The 19,358-nt window shown below is 71.1% G+C and carries 12 protein-coding genes, 4 pseudogenes and 2 riboswitches; of the genes and pseudogenes, 10 read left to right on the forward strand and 6 right to left on the reverse strand.

From position 1 onward, the window contains the following. Positions 1 to 380: 380 nt before the first annotated feature. The 3 genes and pseudogenes from ACO1BR_RS21105 to ACO1BR_RS21115 all read left to right on the forward strand — a co-directional run. Positions 381 to 734 carry a hypothetical protein gene (locus ACO1BR_RS21105; protein WP_426796626.1) on the forward strand — a complete coding sequence of 118 codons (354 nt, stop codon included), beginning with the start codon at positions 381 to 383 and terminating at the stop codon, positions 732 to 734. A gap of 162 nt (positions 735 to 896) precedes the next feature. Continuing rightward, positions 897 to 2,582, forward strand: coding sequence for a protein kinase domain-containing protein (locus ACO1BR_RS21110; RefSeq protein WP_426796627.1), 1,686 nt, complete (start codon positions 897 to 899; stop codon positions 2,580 to 2,582). A gap of 95 nt (positions 2,583 to 2,677) precedes the next feature. Further along, positions 2,678 to 2,864 (forward strand): annotated as a pseudogene (locus ACO1BR_RS21115) (transposase); the annotation flags it as partial. A 520-nt stretch (positions 2,865 to 3,384) separates the two neighbouring features. Here the strand turns inward: ACO1BR_RS21115 and ACO1BR_RS21120 are convergent. Continuing rightward, positions 3,385 to 4,512, reverse strand: coding sequence for a HoxN/HupN/NixA family nickel/cobalt transporter (locus ACO1BR_RS21120; protein WP_426796628.1), 1,128 nt, complete (start codon positions 4,510 to 4,512; stop codon positions 3,385 to 3,387). A 31-nt stretch (positions 4,513 to 4,543) separates the two neighbouring features. Continuing rightward, positions 4,544 to 4,753: riboswitch (cobalamin riboswitch) on the reverse strand. 83 nt (positions 4,754 to 4,836) lie between these two features. Here ACO1BR_RS21120 and ACO1BR_RS21125 point away from each other — a divergent pair. Then, a complete protein-coding gene (locus ACO1BR_RS21125) occupies positions 4,837 to 5,211 on the forward strand; it encodes an ArsR/SmtB family transcription factor (protein WP_426796629.1) in 375 nt (124 codons plus the stop codon). Between the two features lie 92 nt (positions 5,212 to 5,303). Here ACO1BR_RS21125 and ACO1BR_RS21130 read toward each other — a convergent pair. Next, a pseudogene (locus tag ACO1BR_RS21130) lies at positions 5,304 to 5,852 on the reverse strand (short-chain fatty acyl-CoA regulator family protein); the annotation flags it as partial. On the opposite strand from ACO1BR_RS21130, the pseudogene ACO1BR_RS21135 reads away from it, so the two are divergent. The 4 genes and pseudogenes from ACO1BR_RS21135 to argG form a co-directional block, all read left to right on the forward strand. Then, positions 5,851 to 6,246 (forward strand): annotated as a pseudogene (locus tag ACO1BR_RS21135) (hypothetical protein); the annotation flags it as partial. The pseudogenes ACO1BR_RS21130 and ACO1BR_RS21135 sit on opposite strands and share 2 nt — an antisense overlap. Positions 6,247 to 6,350: 104 nt before the next feature. Next, positions 6,351 to 7,240 (forward strand): annotated as a pseudogene (locus ACO1BR_RS21140) (3-hydroxybutyryl-CoA dehydrogenase). A gap of 168 nt (positions 7,241 to 7,408) precedes the next feature. Beyond that, a riboswitch (cobalamin riboswitch) is annotated at positions 7,409 to 7,628 on the forward strand. A 191-nt stretch (positions 7,629 to 7,819) separates the two neighbouring features. Continuing rightward, entirely contained in the window at positions 7,820 to 10,138 is a 2,319-nt protein-coding gene (gene metE, locus ACO1BR_RS21145; RefSeq protein ID WP_426796630.1) for a 5-methyltetrahydropteroyltriglutamate--homocysteine S-methyltransferase, read from the forward strand. A 161-nt stretch (positions 10,139 to 10,299) separates the two neighbouring features. Continuing rightward, positions 10,300 to 11,745: an argininosuccinate synthase gene (argG, locus tag ACO1BR_RS21150; protein WP_426796631.1), complete on the forward strand. Its 1,446-nt coding sequence runs from the start codon at positions 10,300 to 10,302 to the stop codon at positions 11,743 to 11,745. A gap of 145 nt (positions 11,746 to 11,890) precedes the next feature. Here argG and ACO1BR_RS21155 read toward each other — a convergent pair whose 3' ends face one another. Genes ACO1BR_RS21155 through ACO1BR_RS21165 form a run of 3 tightly spaced genes read right to left on the reverse strand, consistent with a single transcriptional unit; the run spans position 11,891 to position 14,201 of the window. After that, a complete protein-coding gene (locus tag ACO1BR_RS21155; protein WP_426796632.1) occupies positions 11,891 to 13,093 on the reverse strand; it encodes a winged helix DNA-binding domain-containing protein in 1,203 nt (400 codons plus the stop codon). Then, the gene (locus tag ACO1BR_RS21160; RefSeq protein WP_426796633.1) at positions 13,090 to 13,485 is read right to left on the reverse strand and encodes a VOC family protein; all 396 of its coding nucleotides are present in this window, start codon (positions 13,483 to 13,485) and stop codon (positions 13,090 to 13,092) included. Before ACO1BR_RS21160 ends, ACO1BR_RS21155 begins: the two co-directional genes overlap by 4 nt. Before the next feature lie 2 nt (positions 13,486 to 13,487). Continuing rightward, the gene (locus tag ACO1BR_RS21165; RefSeq protein WP_426796634.1) at positions 13,488 to 14,201 is read right to left on the reverse strand and encodes an NADPH-dependent F420 reductase; all 714 of its coding nucleotides are present in this window, start codon (positions 14,199 to 14,201) and stop codon (positions 13,488 to 13,490) included. Between the two features lie 92 nt (positions 14,202 to 14,293). On the opposite strand from ACO1BR_RS21165, the gene ACO1BR_RS21170 reads away from it, so the two are divergent. Together ACO1BR_RS21170 and ACO1BR_RS21175 are read left to right on the forward strand one after the other, a co-directional pair. Further along, positions 14,294 to 15,253: a helix-turn-helix transcriptional regulator gene (locus ACO1BR_RS21170; protein ID WP_426796635.1), complete on the forward strand. Its 960-nt coding sequence runs from the start codon at positions 14,294 to 14,296 to the stop codon at positions 15,251 to 15,253. Between the two features lie 519 nt (positions 15,254 to 15,772). Continuing rightward, positions 15,773 to 17,959, forward strand: coding sequence for an FUSC family protein (locus ACO1BR_RS21175; RefSeq protein WP_426796640.1), 2,187 nt, complete (start codon positions 15,773 to 15,775; stop codon positions 17,957 to 17,959). 336 nt (positions 17,960 to 18,295) lie between these two features. On the opposite strand, the gene ACO1BR_RS21180 is transcribed toward ACO1BR_RS21175, so the two are convergent. Further along, positions 18,296 to 19,358 (reverse strand): APC family permease (locus ACO1BR_RS21180; RefSeq protein ID WP_426796636.1); only part of this gene is annotated, 1,063 nt, incomplete at its 5' end.

Genomic DNA, 19,358 nt, shown 5'->3' on the forward strand with positions numbered 1-19,358 from the left:
GTGCGTGCTTGCCCTCAAAGGCAAGCACGCACTTTTCTCTCCACATTGCACCTTCTCTTGCATTGATTCACATACGGGGGACATTCGTGGCAACTCCGCCGCAACCTCAGCCAGGCCCTGCGCCGCTCCAGGCACCTCAGCCGCCGCCCGGTCAGCCGTACCAGCCGATGCACCCACAGGCCGGCCCGCCCGCCCCCTGGGCCCAGCCGCAACCCCAGGCCCCGGCCGCCTGGGGGCAGCCGCAACTTCAACCCCCGGCTGCCTGGGGGCAGCCGCACCCCCAACCCCCGGCCGCCTGGGGGCAGGCGGGCCCCGCACCGTTCCCGCAGACCCCGCCTCCACACCACTCCGGCTGCCGACTGTGCGGCGCCATGCCGGCCATGGACGTCACCGTGCGGGGACATCAGGGCATCCTCATCGTCATGAGGTTTTTGACCATGAAGGGGCCATTCTGCCGGAATTGCGGCATCGCTCTGTGTCGCGAAATGACCGGCAACACGCTCTGGCAGGGCTGGTGGAGCCCGTTCTCCCTCTTCTTCTTCACCCCCTTCACCCTGATCTGGAACCTCGCCGCCCGGATCAAGCTGAGCAATCTCCCGGCACCGATCCCCGGACAGCCCGGACCGCAACTGGATCCCGGAAAGCCGTTGTACCGACGGCCTGCCGTCCTCGGTGCGCTGATTCCGGTGCTCTGGTTCCTGTTCGTGACGTATCGGAGCATGTCGGGGGCCTAGGGCCGGTCCGGGGGCTCCCGGGGATCCCCGGGAGCCCACCGCCCCACCGGTCGAGCACCAGCACAACCGGACCACTGGTTGGTCGAGGAGAAGCTGCCTCTACTCTGGGGCGCCAGGTGCGAACGACGAACAGCGACGAATGGTAGGGGAACGGGGCATGCGGTGACGGCGCGGGAAGCCGGCGGCGATGAGCTGATAGGCAAGGCCCTGGGAGGCCGGTACCGGGTGACCGCGACGATCGGGCGCGGCGGCATGGGCGTGGTCGCCCGGGCAACGGACGAACTGCTGAACCGCGAGGTCGCAGTCAAGGTCCTGCGGGCCTTCACCGACGCCTCCACACCCGAACTGCGCGATCTGCGGGCCCGGATGCAGCGGGAGGCGCAGGCCGCCGCCCGTATCCGGCACACCGGCGTGGTCACCGTGCACGACGTCACCGAGGAGCAGGGCCTGCCGGTCATCGTCATGGAACTCGTCGACGGGCCATCGCTCGACGAGGTACTGACGGAGCGTGGCCCGCTGGAGCCGCACGAGGCGGCGGCGATCGGCGCCAAGCTGACGGACGCGCTTGACGCCGCGCACCGGGTGGGCGTACTGCACCGGGACGTCAAGCCGGGCAACGTGCTGCTGGAGCACGGCGGACGGGTCGTGCTCACCGATTTCGGCATCGCCACCATGGAAACCCCCGACGACGAGGCGATGGCCAAGCTGACCCAGAGCGGTCAGCTCGTCGGCTCCCTCGACTATCTGCCGCCGGAGCGCGCGCAGGGCACGGCGCCCAGCCCCGCGTCGGACATCTGGTCGCTCGGCATGACGCTGTACGCGGCTGTGGAAGGCACGGCACCGTTCCGCCGCCCGTCCGTGTGGTCCACCCTGTCGGCGATCATCACCGAGCCCCTGCCGGAACCCCGGCGCGCGGGGCCGCTGACGCCGGTGCTACGGGCCTTGATGGCGAAGGCGCCGGAGGACCGGCCCACAGCCAAGCAGGCACGCGAGATGCTGGAGCGAGCGGCCGCAGGCAGGACGATGAACCTCACGCGGCCAACCTCCGTGCCCCTCGCGGCCCCCACCCCCGCCCGTACTTCGACGGAGTCCGCGACATCGGCCCCACCCCGGACCACCGCCCCCACACCACTCCAGGCCGCCGCCCCGACACCGCCGCCCGGCTTCAGCGCCGCACCGACGTTCCAGCCCCCCTCCCCTCAGGCTCCGCCCACTGGCTCCCCACCCTCCGGCCTGCCGCCCACGCTTCCACAGCCCGGCGTACCGACCGCCGGTCACGCTCCCGGCGCCGGCCCCACCACGGCCAACAGCGGCCGGCGCCGAAGCCGTACCCTCATCGCGGCGGCGGCCGCCTTCGTCGTGGTCGCGGGAGGCGGCGTCACCTACGCCTTGACCAGCGGGGCGAGCGGTAACGAGCCGCAGGCCGCCTCCGGAAGCAACGCCCCGGCCGGCAACAGTCAACCGAGCGGCGGTGGAACGGTCGCCGGCGGGAACTCCCTGCCCTCCGCGTCTCCGTCGACCGAGCCGAGGGCTAAGCCGAGCACATCCGCTTCTCCATCGGCCAAGCCCACTTCGGCGCCGACAACCTGCAGCGGCTGGAACCACTTTGACCCAAAGCCGGGAGCGTACGGCTACCTGTCCGGCGACCACAAAATCCTCACGGGGCCCTACAAGGACTGCTCCTCCGTGGCCTCGGCCAAGTCCGGCACGAAGCTGTGGTTCCACTGCTCGGTCGAGAACTCCTATGGCCACAAGTGGATCTACGCCCGCATCGCCGGGACGAAGGATGCGGGCTGGATGTCCGCCGACAACATCATCCGCCAGAGCGGCAAGCCGGTCCGCTGCTAGAGATCTTCAACGGCTGAGGCTACGGCAGTTGGAGGTCGAGCCCGGTTTGGGCGACGAATCCCTCGACGAGGCGGGGGCGGTACGGCATCCGAGCAGGTCGGGGCGGGCGGTGGCGGAGTCACCGCACAGTCATCAACGGCATTCTCTTCCGCCGGCGGACTGGCACCCCGTGGCGAGACCTGCCCACGCGGTTCGGGAAACGGCAGACGGTGCACAACCGCAACCGGCGTTGGTCGGCGGACGGCACATGGGAGCGGATCCTTCGGGCTGTCCAGGCCGGCACCGGCCTGACGAGGCGATGCGCCGCGCGCGCGGCGCATCGCCTCGTCAGGCCGGTACCGGCCTGACGAGGCGATGCGCCGCGCGCGCGGCGGGTTCACCACCAAGATCCACCGGGCGAGTGACAGCGGATACCGCCCGCTGTCCATACTGATCACATCCTCCCCCAACACAACGTCGGCCTTCAGGACCACAACGGGTCGCGAAGGCCGACGTCGCACTCGCCCCCGGATTCGCCAACGGTGTCGAGCACTCCAGCGGGGACTTCGTCGTCACACGCGCTCTCACACAGGTCGCAACAACCGGGTGGACTCCCCCGGACACGAAGTTCTGACCTGGCTTTGAGCGCCTGGCCTGGATCTGATGGACGCTTCTGGACGGTCGTTACCACCCGACGCCTGAAGATCACCTGCGCCCCGCCGGCCCCCGCGTACCCGGGAGGAGCGTGGCGGGGAGGTGTGACGCTCGGCGACGAGCCCCGGCCCGTCGGCGGACCGAGGCTGCCGAGCGACCGGCCGATGCATCAGTTCGGTTCCGCGGCCTTGGGCTTCCAGCGGTGTTCGACCTTGGCCAACCGCCAGTAGGCCAGTGCGCAGGCCCAGACCGCCACGAACAGGCCGACGATGATGAAGCCCACGTTGTTCAGGTCGATGCCGGAGATCCAGTTGGTGACGGCGTCGTTGAGGCCGAGTTGCTCGTGGAGGACACCGACCAGTTCGATGGTGCCGATGAGGAAGGCGACCGCGATGGACAGGCCGGTGATGGTGAGGTTGTAGTAGACCTTGCGCACCGGGTTGGAGAACGCCCAGTGGTAGGCGAAGTTCATGAAGGTGCCGTCGAGGGTGTCGAACAGGCTCATGCCCGCGGCGAACAGCAGCGGCAGGCACAGGATCGCGTACCAGGGCAGCCCGGCGGCGGCGCCTGAGCCCGCCATCACCATCAAGGTGACCTCGGTGGCGGTGTCGAAGCCGATTCCGAAGAGGAAGCCGAGCGGGAACATCTGGCCGGGGCGGGTGATGGACTTGGTGAGCCGGCCCAGGATGCGGTTCATGAAGCCGCGGGAGTCCAGGTGCTTCTCCAGTTCGTGCTCGTCGAACTCGCCTGCCCGCATCGCCTTGAAGACCCGGTAGATGCCGGCCAGGGAGAGCAGGTTGAGGGCGGCGATCAGATAGAGGAAGCCGCCGGAGACGCTGGTACCGACCAGGCCGAGGGTCTGTCGGGCACTGGAGTTGTCGTCGGTCAAGGTGGTGACGACATGCGCTCCGGCGGCGATGCCTCCGGCGAGCAGAAGCACGATGGAGGAGTGCCCCAGGGCGAACCAGAATCCCACCGAGAGGGGACGCTTGCCGTCGGCCATCAGCTTGCGGGTGGTGTTGTCGATGGCCGCGATGTGGTCGGCGTCGAAGGCGTGCCGCATGCCGAGGGTGTAGGCCGTGACGCCCAGGCCGAGGCCGAAGACCTGCTTGCCGACGGTGTAGTGGTGCGGTGCGACCAGCATCACCAGGATCGCGAAGGCGACGACGTGCAGCGCGGCTATCGCCGCCAGGAGTCCGCCGGTGCGTATCCAGTCCCTGCGTTCCCAGCGCATCAGCGGTGTGGCCGGAATCACCGCGTCTGCGGTGGACATGGCGGAGTTTTCAGACAGGGTCATCTCAGGGAGCCTCTCCAGCACCTCGTGGACGGGGACGTACGGTGCCGTGGCCGGTCTCCTGGCTGACGGGTCGAACGCCGGCGTACCCGGCCTTCCCAGGAACCCGAAGGTCCCCAGTGGCGTCCGCCTTCCGGCGGAGGTACGTCGACTCCCCGATCACAGTGGCGAGGGCCGCTCCGGACTCCAGCCCTTGTCAGGGCTGTCACCGGTCTTCCCGAGCACCACGGCGGGACCACCGTAGAGGTTCGGCCACCGTGGCTACAAGCCTGCACAGATACGCAGGTGTCTTGGTTACCAGGGTGAAGTGCGGCAAGAATGGGGCGCATGCACTTGGTTCCATCGGACCGCGCACATCAACGCGCCATTGACCACCACACCGTGTGCGATGCCATCGAAGGCATCGGCGACCGCGGCCAGGTAGGCACCTGGGCCGAGCGCTTCGCTCTGCTCGCGGACCCCGGCCGCCTCTCGCTGCTCCTCGCCGTGCACCGGGCCGGCCCCATCGCGGTCTCCGACCTGGCGCTCGCCACCGGCATCCGGGACACCGCGGTCTCCCAGGCACTGCGGCTGCTCCGCGCATCGGGCGCGGTCCACGCCGCCAAGGACGGCCGCATCGTCCGGTACAGCCTGTGCGACCCCGAGATCGCACGCCTCCTCGATGCGATGACCACGCCCGCCACGGCGCCCCCACCCGCCTGACGAAGCCGGCTCCGCCCGCGATTCCGCCGCCGCATCAGGCCGTGTCAACGGGACACGAGGGGAACGGTCATCCCTTCGCGCCTCGGCCTCCGTCAGGCCGTCGGATCGTTCACCGGGTACGGCACGAACGTGCTGGCGTTCTGATCGATCCGCAGGGCGCGCCCGAGGGGCGGCACTGCGCGCTGGGGGCAGTCGAGGCGTTCGCAGACGCGGCAGCCCATGCCGATGGGGGTGGCGGCGGAGGTGTTGCGGAGGTCAAGGCCGTCGGAGTACACGAGGCGTGCGGCATGGCGGATCTCGCAGCCCAGCCCGATGGCGAAGGTCTTGCCGGGTTCGCCCCAGCCGCCACGCTGCCGGGTGAGCGCGCGGGCCGTCCACAAATAGCGCTGCCCGTCGGGCATTTCGGCGATCTGGACGTGGATGCGGCCGGGGGCGGTGAACGCCTCGTAGACGTTCCAGAGCGGGCAGGTGCCACCCGCCCGCGAGAAGTGGAAACCGGTCGCGGACTGCCGTTTGGACATGCTGCCGGCCCGGTCGACGCGGACGAAGGAGAACGGCACGCCGCGCAGACGGGGGCGCTGGAGAGTGCTCAGGCGGTGGCAGACGGTCTCGTAGCCGAGGCCGTAGCGGTCGGTGAGGCGCCGGCAGGACCTGCTGACCGAACGCCGTCGCCAGGCCATGCGCCTGGCCGGCGGCTCCCCGCTCGACTTCCCGCCGGTCACCTCGGCCGTGCGTGCCGATCCGTCCTGGCGCGTCGCCCCGCCCGCGCCCGGTCTGACCGACCGTCGTGTCGAGATCACCGGACCGCCGAACCGCCGTATGACGGTCGACGTGCGCACCTGCCACAAGCGCAGGGCGCACGCGATCGGAGGCATGGCCGCGCACGTGCCGAGCAAGGAGCCGGCCGCCCACGCGGCGGCGCTGGCCACGGTCCGGCTGGACAAGGAACGTGAGGCGGAGGACGGCTTCGACGGTTCCCGGGTCGCCCACCCCGGCCTCGTTCCCCTGTGCCGCGAGGTGTTCGACGGCGTCCTCGTGCTCGCGCTCTTCGAACGGAACGCGCTGGACCGCGAGTTGCCGCCCTTCTTCACACCGGACGCCTACGCCACCCACCTCGTGCGCGGTACGGAGCCCCGGTCATGAACAGGGACATCCGGCGCGTCGGGGTGGTCGGCGGCGGTCAGATGGGGGCGGGTATCGCCGAGGTGTGCGCGCGGGCCGGGCTGGACACCGTGGTCTGTGAGGCCGATGCCGCGGCCGCCCGCGCCGCGCGGGAGCGCGTGACCGCCTCCCTGGACCACGCCGTGCGACGGGGAAGCTGGAGCCGACCGCGGCGCAGGAAGCCCTCGCGCGCCTGGTCTTCACCGGCAGTCTGGAGGACCTCGCCGACCGGCGGTTCGTCATCGAGGCCGTCGTGGAGAACGCGGACGCCAAGACCGAGGTGTTCGCCGCGCTCGACAAGATCGTCGAGGATCCGGCGGCCGTCCTGGCGACCAACACGTCCTCCCTCCCCGTGATGCGCCTCGGCATGGCCACGCGCCGCGCCGACCGGGTCGTGGGGCTGCACTTCTTCAACCCGGTCCCGGTGCTGCCGCTGGTGGAGATCGTGACCTCCCTGCACACGGCCCCGGAGACGGTCGCCGTCGTGACGGACTTCGTATCCCGCGTCCTCGGCAAGACGGTCGTCCACTCCCGGGACCGGGCGGGCTTCGTCGTCAACGCGCTGCTCGTCCCGTACCTGCTGGCGGCGATCCGCATGGCGGAGTCGGGCTTCGCCACCGCGGCCGACGTCGACACCGCCATGGAGCTGGGCTGCGCCCACCCCATGGGTCCGCTCAGGCTCGCCGACCTGATCGGGCTGGACACCGTCGCCTCGATCGCCGAGTCCCTCTACGACGAGTTCAGGGAACCCCTCTACGCCCCTCCCCCGCTGCTCCAACGGATGGTGGAGGCGGGGCTGTTGGGCCGCAAGACCGGTCGGGGGTTCCACGTGTACGGCCGGGACCGAGCGACCCGGCAGCCGGACTGAGGGGTCCGGACACACCGCCGGCGGAGGGACCGGCGGCGGCTCACAAGGAGGGCGGGGGGCGGCCGTGCGGCGTCTCCCGCCCTCGGCCCGCTGCACGCACCTCGGCCGCGTGTCCCACCTCACCCTCCGCATGACGGATACGGCCCCCGACATCGCCGGACGGCCCGTAAGCTGATCACTGCAGCTGGTTCGCCCCGTCCGCCAGGCGGGATGCGTCGCAAGAGGGAACCCGGTGGGAATCCGGGACTGCCCCGCAGCGGTGAGCGGGAACGACCGCCGTCATACGCACTGGGTCCGGCGAAACGGGCCTGGGAAGCGACGGCCAGTAGGTGTCCTCGATGAGGGCGTGCCCGCGAGTCCGAAGACCTGCCACCTGCCCGTGTGCGAACCACTCGCGCACGGACATCCCGGTGACCTCGTGGGCGGGTTGAGGGCACCCCCGGACGTAGTCCGGGGGAGTACACACCAGGCGGATGCTCGCGCCGTGTCGCGCGAAGCCGTACCGCCCGGTCCGTGTCCCCTTCGCGCCTTCGTCTCCTCGCCGGGATCTCAGGGATGCATCTCGCGAAGGAGATTTCCATGACCACCCAGTCCGCGTCCGCGGAAGCACGGGCCACCGTGTACGGCTACCCGCGCCATGGCCCACGCCGGGAGCTGAAGAAGGCGATCGAGGGCTACTGGAAGGGCCATGTCACCGCCGACGCCCTCCGTGCCACCGCCGCCCAACTGCGCCGCGCCACCTGGCGGCAGCTGGCCGGGGCCGGCCTCGACGAGGTCCCGACGGGCGACTTCTCGTACTACGACCACGTGCTGGACACCACCGTCATGGTCGGCGCGATCCCCGAGCGCCACCGGGCCGCCGTCGCGGCCGACCCCCTCGACGGCTACTTCGCCATGGCGCGGGGCACACAGGACGTCGCGCCCCTGGAGATGACCAAGTGGTTCGACACCAACTACCACTATTTGGTACCCGAGTTGGGCCCTGACACGGTCTTCGCGGCCGACTCCACCCAGCAGGTCGCCGAGCTGACGGAAGCCCTGACGCTGGGGCTGCCGGCCCGGCCCGTCCTGGTCGGCCCCGTCACCTACCTGCTGCTGGCCAAGCCCGCGCCCGGCGTCGCCGCCGGCTTCGACCCGCTCACGCTCCTGGACCGCCTGCTGCCGGTGTACGCCGAGGTCCTCGCCGACCTGCGGGCCGCCGGCGCCACGTGGGTGCAACTGGACGAGCCCGCCCTCGTCCAGGACCGCACCCGGGCCGAACTCGGCGCCGCCTCCCGCGCCTACCGCGCGCTCGGCGCCCTCACCGACCGGCCCCAGCTGCTCATCGCCTCCTACTTCGACCGCCTGGGCGACGCCCTGCCCGTCCTGGCCGAAGCCCCGGTCGAGGGGCTCGCGCTGGACTTCACCCAAGCCGGCGCCGCCAACCTGGACGCCCTCGCGGCCGTCGGCGGACTGCCGGGCAAGCGACTGGTCGCCGGTGTCGTCGACGGCCGCAACATCTGGGTCAACGACCTGGAGAAGTCCCTCGCCACGCTCGGCACCCTCCTCGGGCTGGCCGAGCGCGTCGATGTGTCGGCCTCCTGCTCGCTGCTGCACGTCCCCCTCGACGCGGCGGCCGAGCGGGACATCGATCCGCAGATCCTGCGCTGGCTCGCCTTCGCCCGGCAGAAGACGGCCGAGGTCGTCACGCTCGCCAGGGGCCTGACCCACGGCGCCGGCGCCATCGTGGCCGAACTGGCAGCGGCCCGGGCCGACCTGGCATCCCGGGCCGGCTCCGCCGTCACCCACGACCCGGCCGTCCGCGCCCGCACCGGCGCGGTCACCGAAGCCGACGCCCGCCGCTCCCAGCCCTACACCGCACGGGCCGCCGCCCAGCGCGCCCACCTCGGTCTGCCGCTGCTGCCGACGACGACCATCGGCTCCTTCCCGCAGACCGGCGAACTGCGCACCGCGCGGGCCGACCTGCGCGCGGGCCGGATCGACACGGCCGGGTACGAGGAGCGGATCAGGGCCGAGATCCAGGAGGTGCTCGCCTTCCAGGAGAAGGCCGGTCTGGACGTGCTCGTCCACGGCGAGCCCGAACGCAGCGACATGGTCCAGTACTTCGCCGAGCGGCTCACCGGGTACCTGGCCACCCGGCACGGCTGGGTGCAGTCCTACGGCACGCGCTATGTCCGCCCGCCGATCCTGGCCGGCGACGTCTCCCGCCCCGAGCCGATGACCGTGCGCTGGACGACCTACGCCCAGTCCCTCACCGACCGCCCGGTCAAGGGCATGCTGACCGGTCCGGTGACCATGCTCGCCTGGTCCTTCGTCCGCGACGACCAGCCCCTCGGCGACACCGCCCGGCAGGTCGCCCTCGCGCTGCGCGACGAGGTCGCCGACCTGGAGGCGGCCGGCACGTCCGTCATCCAGGTCGACGAGCCGGCCCTGCGCGAGACGCTGCCGCTGCGCGCCACCGACCGCCCCGCGTACCTGTCCTGGGCAACGGAGGCGTTCCGGATCACCACCGGCGGCGTCCGGCCGGGCACCCAGATCCACACCCACATGTGCTACGCCGAGTTCGGCGACATCGTCCAGGCCATCGACGACCTCGACGCCGACGTCATCAGCCTCGAAGCCGCCCGCTCCCATATGCAGGTGGCCCGCGAACTGGCCGCCCACGGCTATCCGCGCGAGGCCGGGCCGGGCGTGTACGACATCCACTCACCGCGGGTACCGAGCACGCAGGAGGCGGCCGAACTGCTGCGCACCGGTCTGCGGGCCATCCCCGCCGACCGCCTGTGGGTCAACCCCGACTGCGGTCTGAAGACCCGCGGCTGGCCCGAGACCCGCGCCGCGCTGGAAAACCTGGTCGCCGCGGCCCGCACCGTCCGCGGCGAGCTGCCCGCGTCCTGACCGGCAGGCCCCCGAGGGGCCGGGGCGCCGACCGCCCCGGCCCCTACGCCGGCCCCTACTTCGCCCGCAACGGACCCGGCGGGGCGGACCCGACGGATACCACCCCGCTCGCGACACCGAACCCCATTGCATAGTCATGTGGAATCGTGCATACTCTTCCCATGTCAAAGGTCCTCACCTCCCTTCCCGCCGGCGAGCGCGTCGGCATCGCCTTCTCGGGCGGCCTCGACACCTCCGTCGCGGTCGCGTGGATGCGCGACAAGGGCGCCATCCCGTGCACCTACACCGCCGACATCGGCCAGTACGACGAGCCCGACATCGCCTCGGTGCCCGGCCGCGCGAAGACCTACGGCGCCGAGATCGCGCGCCTGGTCGACTGCCGTGCGGCGCTGGTCGAGGAGGGCCTGGCCGCGCTCACCTGCGGGGCGTTCCACATCCGCTCGGGCGGGCGTGCCTACTTCAACACCACGCCGCTCGGCCGCGCCGTCACGGGCACTCTCCTGGTCCGGGCGATGCTTGAGGACGACGTCCAGATCTGGGGCGACGGTTCGACCTTCAAGGGCAACGACATCGAGCGGTTCTACCGCTACGGCCTGCTCGCCAATCCGCAGCTGCGGATCTACAAGCCCTGGCTGGACGCGGACTTCGTGACCGAGCTCGGTGGCCGCAAGGAAATGTCGGAGTGGCTGCTCGCCCACGACCTGCCCTACCGCGACAGCACGGAGAAGGCGTACTCCACCGACGCCAACATCTGGGGCGCCACCCACGAGGCCAAGACCCTGGAGCACCTGGACAACGGTGTGGAGACCGTGGAGCCGATCATGGGCGTGCGGTTCTGGGACCCCGAGGTCGAGATCCTCACCGAGGACGTCACCATCGGCTTCGACCAGGGCCGTCCGGTGACGATCAACGGCAAGGAGTTCGGCTCCCCCGTCGACCTGGTGATGGAGGCCAACGCCGTCGGCGGGCGGCACGGCATGGGCATGTCGGACCAGATCGAGAACCGGATCATCGAGGCCAAGAGCCGCGGCATCTACGAGGCGCCCGGGATGGCCCTGCTGCACGCTGCGTACGAGCGGCTGGTCAACGCGATCCACAACGAGGACACCCTCGCCCAGTACCACAACGAGGGCCGGCGCCTGGGCCGGCTGATGTACGAGGGCCGCTGGCTGGACCCGCAGGCGCTGATGGTGCGCGAGTCGCTGCAGCGCTGGGTCGGCGCGGCCGTCACCGGCGAGGTGACGCTGCGGCTGCGGCGCGGTGAGGACTACTCGGTCCTCGACACCACGGGCCCGGCGTTCAGCTACCACCCGGACAAGCTGTCCATGGAGCGCACCGAGGACTCGGCGTTCGGCCCGGTGGACCGGATCGGCCAGCTCACCATGCGCAACCTCGACATCGCCGACTCGCGCGCCAAGCTGGAGCAGTACGCCGGGCTCGGCCTGATCGGCACCGCGAACCCCGCCATCGGTGCCGCCCAGGCGGCGGCGACCGGGCTGATCGGCAGCATGCCGGAGGGCGGCGCCGAGGCCATCGCCTCCCGCGGCGAGGGCTCCGCCGACGAGGAGATGCTGGACCGCGCCGCGATGGAGTTCGGCACGGACTGACCCACCCCGTCGAGCTGAGGGCTCGGCACCCGGGGAGGGATGCACCACCGGAACAGGCCGGCTGGGCGCCGAGGGCGTCCGGCCGGCCTGTTCCGTGACAGCGGCCCAGTCGGAACCGCCGCGGTCGGAACGGCCTGAGCCGCGGTCAGCGGTGGGTGGCGAGCCGGCGTTCGAGGGGGGTGCGGTAGCAGGGCGTGATGCGGGTGCCGTCGAGGAACGCGGTCAGACGGCTGATCTCCGACTCCACGGCTGCGCGGGCCTCGGTTCCGGGGTCGGTGAGGAGGTGGTGGTTGATGTGCCCGTCGGGGTGTTGGGCCCAGGCGCCGACCACCCGGCCGTGCCACCAGACGGTGGGGCCGATGTTGCCGTTGCGGTCGAAGAGGGCCTTGGTGTGGTCCGGGTCGAGGTACCAGTCGCGGTGCCGCCAGCCCATGGGCGTGGGGTCGAGGCCGGGCAGCAGGGCTGCCGCGGGCTCGGGCTCGGCGCGGGTGGTGTCGAGGTCTTCGGGCAAGAGGTAGCCGGTGCCTTCGTCGAGGTCGACGGCCTGGGCACCGGTGGCGGCGAGGGCCTTGCGGGTGTCGGTGAGGTTCCAGCCGGTCCACCACTTCAGATCCTCCACGGTGACCGGGCCGAACGCGGAGAGGTAATGACGGGCCAGTGCGGTCTTCGCCTGGGCAGCGGGTATCTGCGGCAGGGGGCGGGCCGGCGCCCAGTGGAACTGCGCGGACGTCCACGAGCCGGCCGGGCGGTCCCGGCGGATGCGTCCCTCGGCGGCGAGTGCGCCCAGAACCGGTGTGCCGGCACGCTGCCGGGACTCGTAGGGTTTGCCGGGGAAGGTGACGATCCGCTCCCTCAATTCCGGTACGTCGGCGGCGAGTTGAGCGGCGGTGGCCCGCCCCCGGGCCGTGATCGCCGCCAGAGCGGCTCGCTCCACCGCCTGGTAGCGGGGTGCGTCCCAGCCGAGCGCCTGGCGCAGGTGCGTGAGGGTCTCGGCACGGTGCCGCTGCGGGTCGCGTACGGTCGCCGACCGTACGGCCGGGGCCAGGCGGGCCGGGACGACGAACATGGTGCGGCGCATGCACCGTATGCGCTCCAGCGCCGGGGCACCGTTGGGGACGTCGTAGAGGGAGTGGTCGATGGCGGCGGCGGTCGGGGCGTGTATGCGGGCCGCCGCGGCGAGGAAGACGGTGGCGGGGTCGGTGGCGTGCAGGCCGACCAGGGCCAGCGCCACCGCCTCGGCCGACCTCTCGCGCACGGACGGCGCGAGAAGGTGACGGCGTACGAGGCGGGCGCGGCGCTGGGCGGCGGTGACACGGGGCAGGACGGTCCCGGCGTGATGCGGTGTCACTGGGTGCCGTGGATGCAGAAGGGCTGGCCGGAGGGGTCCAGCAGGACGGTCCAGTAACGGCCACCGGGCTGGTGGTCGGGCTTGGTGGCGCCCATCTCCAGCAGCCGCTGCTCCGCCGCCGCGACGTCGGGGAAGGAGAGGTCCATGTGGAAGGGCAGTTGTTCCTCGGGCCAGGTGGGCGCGGTGAAGGACTCGGACGTGTAGAAGAGGTACATCGCGCCGTTCACGAAGAAGGCGTGGGCGGCCTCGTTGCCCTGCTCGTCGGGGTAGGTCCGGGTCACCGTGGTGCCCAGGGCGGTGGCGTAGAAGTCGGCCAGCGCCCGCCCGTCGCGGGCCCATATCGCCTGACAGACGATCCTGCCGTTCAGGGGCGCGTCGTTCTTCGTGGTCATGGTCAGCGCACGACCTTGACGCCGAAGTGGGTGCCGAAGCCGAGGGCGATGCCGATGGCGCCGTGCATGTGGGCGTACATCTCCATGCCGCGGGCGGCGACCAGCGGACCGAGGTCGAGGACGTCGGTCCAGCCGTAAGCCTTCAGCAGGTCGGTGACCTGCTGCTTGGCGTTGGTGTCCTCGCCCGCGACGAACATCGTGTGGTCGCCGCCGCCGATGGCCTGCGGGTCGACGACGGTGGCCTGCTCCTGGGTGACGAACGCCTTGACGATCTTCGTCTGCGGCAAAGCGCGCTGGATCTGCTCGCCCAGGCTGTCACTGTCGCAGGGGTCGAGGACCGGGTTGACGCCCCACGGGGTCGGCCAGGGGCGCTCGATGTCCGGGTTGTAGATGTACGGCACGGCGTAGTCGACCAGGGTCTTGCCGGCGAGCCGGTCGGCGATGGCGGACAGGGCCGCCACGGCGTTGTGGCCGTCGATGCCGTTGATCACCAGGCCGTCGGCGGCGGCCGCGGCGTCGCCGAAGGTGTGCAGTTCGACGCCCGGGTGGTCCGCGAGGAACTGCTTGAAGGGCGGGTTGCCCATCATGTCGGGCTCGGTGCGGGCCAGCGTGGCCTGCGGGTCGCGGGTGCCGACGTGGACCTCGTGACCGAGTTCGGCGAGCCTGGCGATGTGGGCGCGAGCGCCGCCACCTGTACCGAGAACAGCAATTTTCATGGAGAACCTCCTGATTTGCTCCGTGCGGACAGGTCCACCGTAGAGTCGTTTCAGGACAAGGGGTGTCCTTTGACACCGGCATCATGGATTCCATGACCAGCGACATGACGGCCCGCATGCTGCGGCTGCTCTCCCTGCTGCAGACCCGGCGGGAGTGGTCCGGCGCCGACCTCGCCGAACGCCTGGAGGTCACCGTCCGCACCGTCCGCCGCGACATCGACCGGCTGCGCGCACTCGGCTACCCCGTCGACAGCGCCCGCGGGCACGCCGGCGGCTACCGCCTCGCCCCCGGTGCCGACCTCCCGCCCCTGCTCCTCGACGACGACGAGGCCGTCGCGATCGCCGTCGCCCTGCGCACCGCCGCCGGCGGCCTCACGGGTATCGAGGAGACCGCCCTGCGGGCCCTGGCCAAGCTCGAACAGGTCCTCCCCCGCCGCCTGCGCGGACAGGTCACCGCGCTGCAGACCTCCCTGGACGGCATCGTCTGGGAGGACCGGGGGCCCCGCGCCGACCCGGCCCTGCTGGCCACCCTCGCCGTCGCCTGCCGCGACCACGAGATCGTCACCTTTGACTACACCACCCGCCACGGCGCCACCACGCCCCGCCGGGCAGAACCGTGCCACCTGGTCGACTCCGGCGGCCTCTGGTACCTCCTCGCCCACGACACCGGCAAGGACGACTGGCGCCTCTTCCGCCTCGACCGGATCACCGGCGCCACCCCCACCGGCCGCCGCGTTCCAGCCCGCGCGGTCCCCGGCGACGGCCCCGCCGCCTTCGTCGCCGGCCGGCTCTCCGCCGCCCCCACCCGCTACCGCGCCATCGCCACCGTCCACGCCTCCGCCGACCGTGTCCGCGCCCGCACCCGGGGCCTGGCCACCCGCATCCGGCCCCTCGACGATGCCACCTGCCGCGTCGACGTCTCCGACGACCACCTGCCGCGCATCGCCCAGACCCTCGCCGGCCTCGACGACGACTACACCCTCGACGCCGACCCGGACGTCCTCGCCCACCTTCGCACCGCCGCCCGCCGCGCCCTGCGCGCCACCGCCTGACACCCGTGCGGTGCAGGCGCGGGCAGGCGTCCGCACAGGCGTGAAGTCGCGCTTCCACGGGGCGTGTTGGTGGCGTGGGCGAGCGTCAGCCGGGGGCAGGTCGCGGGCGGGTGTGCGGGTACCGCACCTGTCCGCGGACGACGCTCACCGGCCGAACGGCCCCGTCCGACGAGGTCGAGAGCATCGTCCCCTGCGTGTGGGTTCCGCACCGACTTCCCCGAGGCACCAGGACGTACGGCAGCGCGATCCGGTGCCGCCGGAGCGCGGTAACAAGCCGGTCCGGCAGGGCGGCAGCCCGGGTACGGGTGCGGACCGAAGCCGTTCTGCACCCCCTCGGGCCTTCGGCGGCGGTCCCCGACAGGTGTCGTGCCATGCTTGATCCACCCGGCCGACGGCGCACATGACCTCGGCCGATGGCAAGAACGGGGAGCGTGCGGCAGCGTGAAGGCAGCGATACGACGGACGGGGCGGGGCACCTGGGACCGCTTCGCGGCATCCGACCCCGGGCTGCTGCGGTTGATGGCCGGGCTGCGGACCGTGGCGGCGATTGTGTTCACTCTCGTCGTGCTGGCACTGCTCCACACCAGCGTCACGTTGATGGTCGCGGGCGCCATGGCCGCCATGGCCGCGACGTTCGCCATCAGGGAGAAGGAGGTACGCGGCCAGGCGATCACGGTTGCGCTCGGTCTGCCCGTCGCGCTCGCCGCCATGACGCTGGCGGCGCTGCTCCACAACCAGATCATCGCCGGCGACCTGTTCTTCATCGCTCTGATCTTCGGCGCCGTCTACGCCCGCCGCTTCGGTGACCGCGGCATGGCCCTGGGGCTGATCGGCTTCCAGGTCTACTTCGTCTCGCTGTTCGTCCATGCCACCGTGCCGACCCTGCCGGAGCTGTATCTGACGCTGGGCGTCGCGTTCGCCTGCAGTGCGGTCGTGCGCTTCGCGGTCGTTCCCGAAACTCCGGAACGGACCCTGCGCCGGCTGCGGGAGGCTTTCCGGGCACGCCTGGCGCAACTGGTGGCCACCCACATCGAGCTGGTGGACGCCGGTCCCAAGCAGTTGGACGGCGTCCTGGACGACCTGCGGCGGCACACCGCCCGGCTGCACGAGGCGGCGCTGATGATTCAGGGCCGCCTGGAGGAGGGAACCCGGGACGCCGCCGTCGCGGGACTGCTGCAGCGACGGGTCGCGGATGCCGAGATCGCGGCCGAACGGCTGGGGGTGATGCTGCTCAACGCGCGCAGCGCGGAGCGCACGGACACGCTCACCCTGCATCTGCCCGATGCCCCGGTGCCGGCCATGACGAACCGTGTGCAGGCCGAGGGCGACGCCGTCGGCACGCTGCGCCGGGACCTGGAAGCGCTGCATCTGCTGGTCGCACGGCGGGCACCCGACGACCGCGGCACGGCGCTGGCTCATGTGCGGAACAGGTTGCTGGGCTACCGCGACGAGGACAACCTGCCGCCCGGCACACCGGCCGTCCAGGACGCCTTCCGCGGTCTGGGGGAGGCCGCGCGTGCCGTGCTGGGCCTGCGGCTGGCGCTGGACGGGCCGCAGGACGAGTCCGACGACTCGCCGGCCACCACGCGCTCGCGTGAGGAGTTCGATGCCGAGGACCTCGCGATCGTCGGGGCCGAGGAGCGCACGGAGGGCGAGGACGAGCGCACCGGGCTCCAGCGGCCCACCACCCGGGCCGCGTGCCAGGTCGCGGTGGGCTCCGCGCTGGCCATCGTCGGCGGTGAGTTCCTGTCCACCCAACGCTGGTACTGGGCAGTGCTGACCTGCTGGGTGGTGTTCCTCAACACGGCCTCGACGGGCGAGATCCTGGTCAAGGGCTATCGCCGGCTGCTGGGCACGGTGCTCGGCGTGGTTGCCGGTGTCGGCCTCGCCGGTCTGGTCGGCAACCACACCTGGACCGCGTTCGTGCTCGTGCTGCTCTGCGTCTTCGGGATGTTCTTCACCGCCCCGTTGTCGTACGCGCTGATGTCCTTCTTCGTCACCGCGATGCTCGGTCTGCTCTACACGCTCCTCAACACGTACAGCTTCGCCACCCTGGTGCTGCGTATCGAGGAGACGGCGCTGGGCGCCGCGTGCGGGATCATCGCCGCCGTCCTGGTACTGCCGGTGCACACGGACCGCCGTACGGACGAGCATCTGGGCACGGTCCTGGTCCGGTTGCGCGAGGTGGTGTCCGCGGCGGTGGAGCAGCTCAGCGGCGGGCCCGCCGTGGACCTGCTGAGCCGGGCGCGCGATCTGGACACCGCCCTGGACGATCTGCGGGGCTCCACCCAGCCGTTGATGCATCCCATCACTCCGCTGCGGGTGCGCCGGCAGACGGCACGCTATCTGGTGGCGCTCCTGGACACCTGCGCGTACCACGCGCGCTCCCTGGCGGCGACGGCCGAACTCGTGCCGTTCAGCAAGACCGTCGCGGCCGATCCCCGGCTCGACCGCGCCGGCCTGCGCATCGCGCGCAACATCGATCTCATCGTCGCGCGGGTGGCGGACGAGCACGCCGAGGGCGAGGTCGAATCCGGGGCCAGCATCGCCTCGATGCTGGAAGCGGACGACTCCCCGGTACTGCGGTCGGGCACCGTCACCTTCCGCGTGCTGCGGCATCTCCAGCGCCTCGACGAGGGCGTGGTGGGCATCGCCCGCTCCCTCGACGTACCGGTGTCGGGGCGCAGCGGGAGCAAGAACGGCTGAGCCACAACGGGAATTCCGTGATCGCCGGGGCTCGCCCCCGGCGATCGGCCCTCGCCGCGGAGCGGTCCCGTCCCGGCCGCGGGAAATGACCGTCCCCGATCAACTCGTTCACACAGCAGGCCAATTCGCTTGCCTCGTCTTCCCCGTACCGAAATTCTCGTCGGTCGATGCGGGTCAACTGCCGTAATACCGGGCCGGGTTCGCACGTGCGGTCGGTGCGAATGCCGTCATGGCACGCGTGGCCGGGTAGTGAATACGCAAAAGCAGAAGCCGATGAGTTCCGCCGGGAGACCGGCGGAACTCATCGGCATGCTCGACCGTGAGGTCGGGGGGCTGTCAGTGACCGCCCTCGTCCACGACGGCGACCTCCTCGATGTTCTGCTCGATCGCCTCGGCCGGGACGGCGGTGGCCCGGGCCCAGTAGTAGATGCCGACGGAGAACACCGTGACGATCGCCATGTCCCACCAGAGCGGGATGTGGCTCTTGCCGCCGAAGCCGCCCTGCCAGGAGATGACGCCCATGCCGATCAGGTAGACCGGGAGCCACTGCGCGGCCTTCCAGTCCAGTCGGGGCGCGTTCGGCAGCCGCTTCTTCGTCGCGTACAGGGCGTAGCTGCCGAGCAGGACGTAGCCGATGATGATCGCCCAACCCAGTCGCTGCAGGGTGTCCCAACCGGCCCAGTAGATGATCAGGCTCGCCACCACGAAAGACAGCGGGGACAGAACGTTGCCGCCGGGCAGCCGGTAGGGACGCTCGTGGTTGGCCAGCCGCTGACGGAAGACACCGAAGGCCAGCGGCGCGCCGGCGTACATCAGGACACTGGCGGAGGTGATGAAGGAGACGAGCTGCTGCCAGCTGGGGAAGGGCAGGAAGCAGACCACACCGGTCACGAACGAGATGATCAGGCCGAACCACGGCACACCGCGGGCATCGGTCTTCTCGAACAACCTCGGCGCGTAGCCGTTCTTGCTCAGACCGTAGGAGATACGCGAGGTGGAGGTGGTGTAGATCAGACCCGTACCACCGGGAGAGATGATGGCATCCGCGTACAGCACCCAGCCCAGCCAACCCAGACCAATCACCGTGGCAAGACCGGCCCAGGGGCCTTCGATGCCGACGTAGTTGAGCTTGGCCCAACCGTGCGCGAAGGAGGCCAGCGGCAGCGCGCCGATGTAGACGACCTGCAGCGCGGTGTAGATCACCGCACCGATGACGACCGAGCCGATCGTGGCACGCGGCAGGTCCCGCTTGGGGTTACGGCTCTCGCCCGCCAGCTGGATCGCCTGCTCGAACCCGAGCAGCGCGAAGATGATGCCGCTGGTGCTGATGGCACTCAGCACACCCTTGGCACCGAACGGAGCGAAGCCATGGGAGGTGAAGTTGTGCGGATGGAAGTTG

Origin of the sequence: Streptomyces sp. YGL11-2 (genome assembly GCF_050054615.1) — a bacterium.
Classification (GTDB): Bacteria; Actinomycetota; Actinomycetes; order Streptomycetales; family Streptomycetaceae; genus Streptomyces.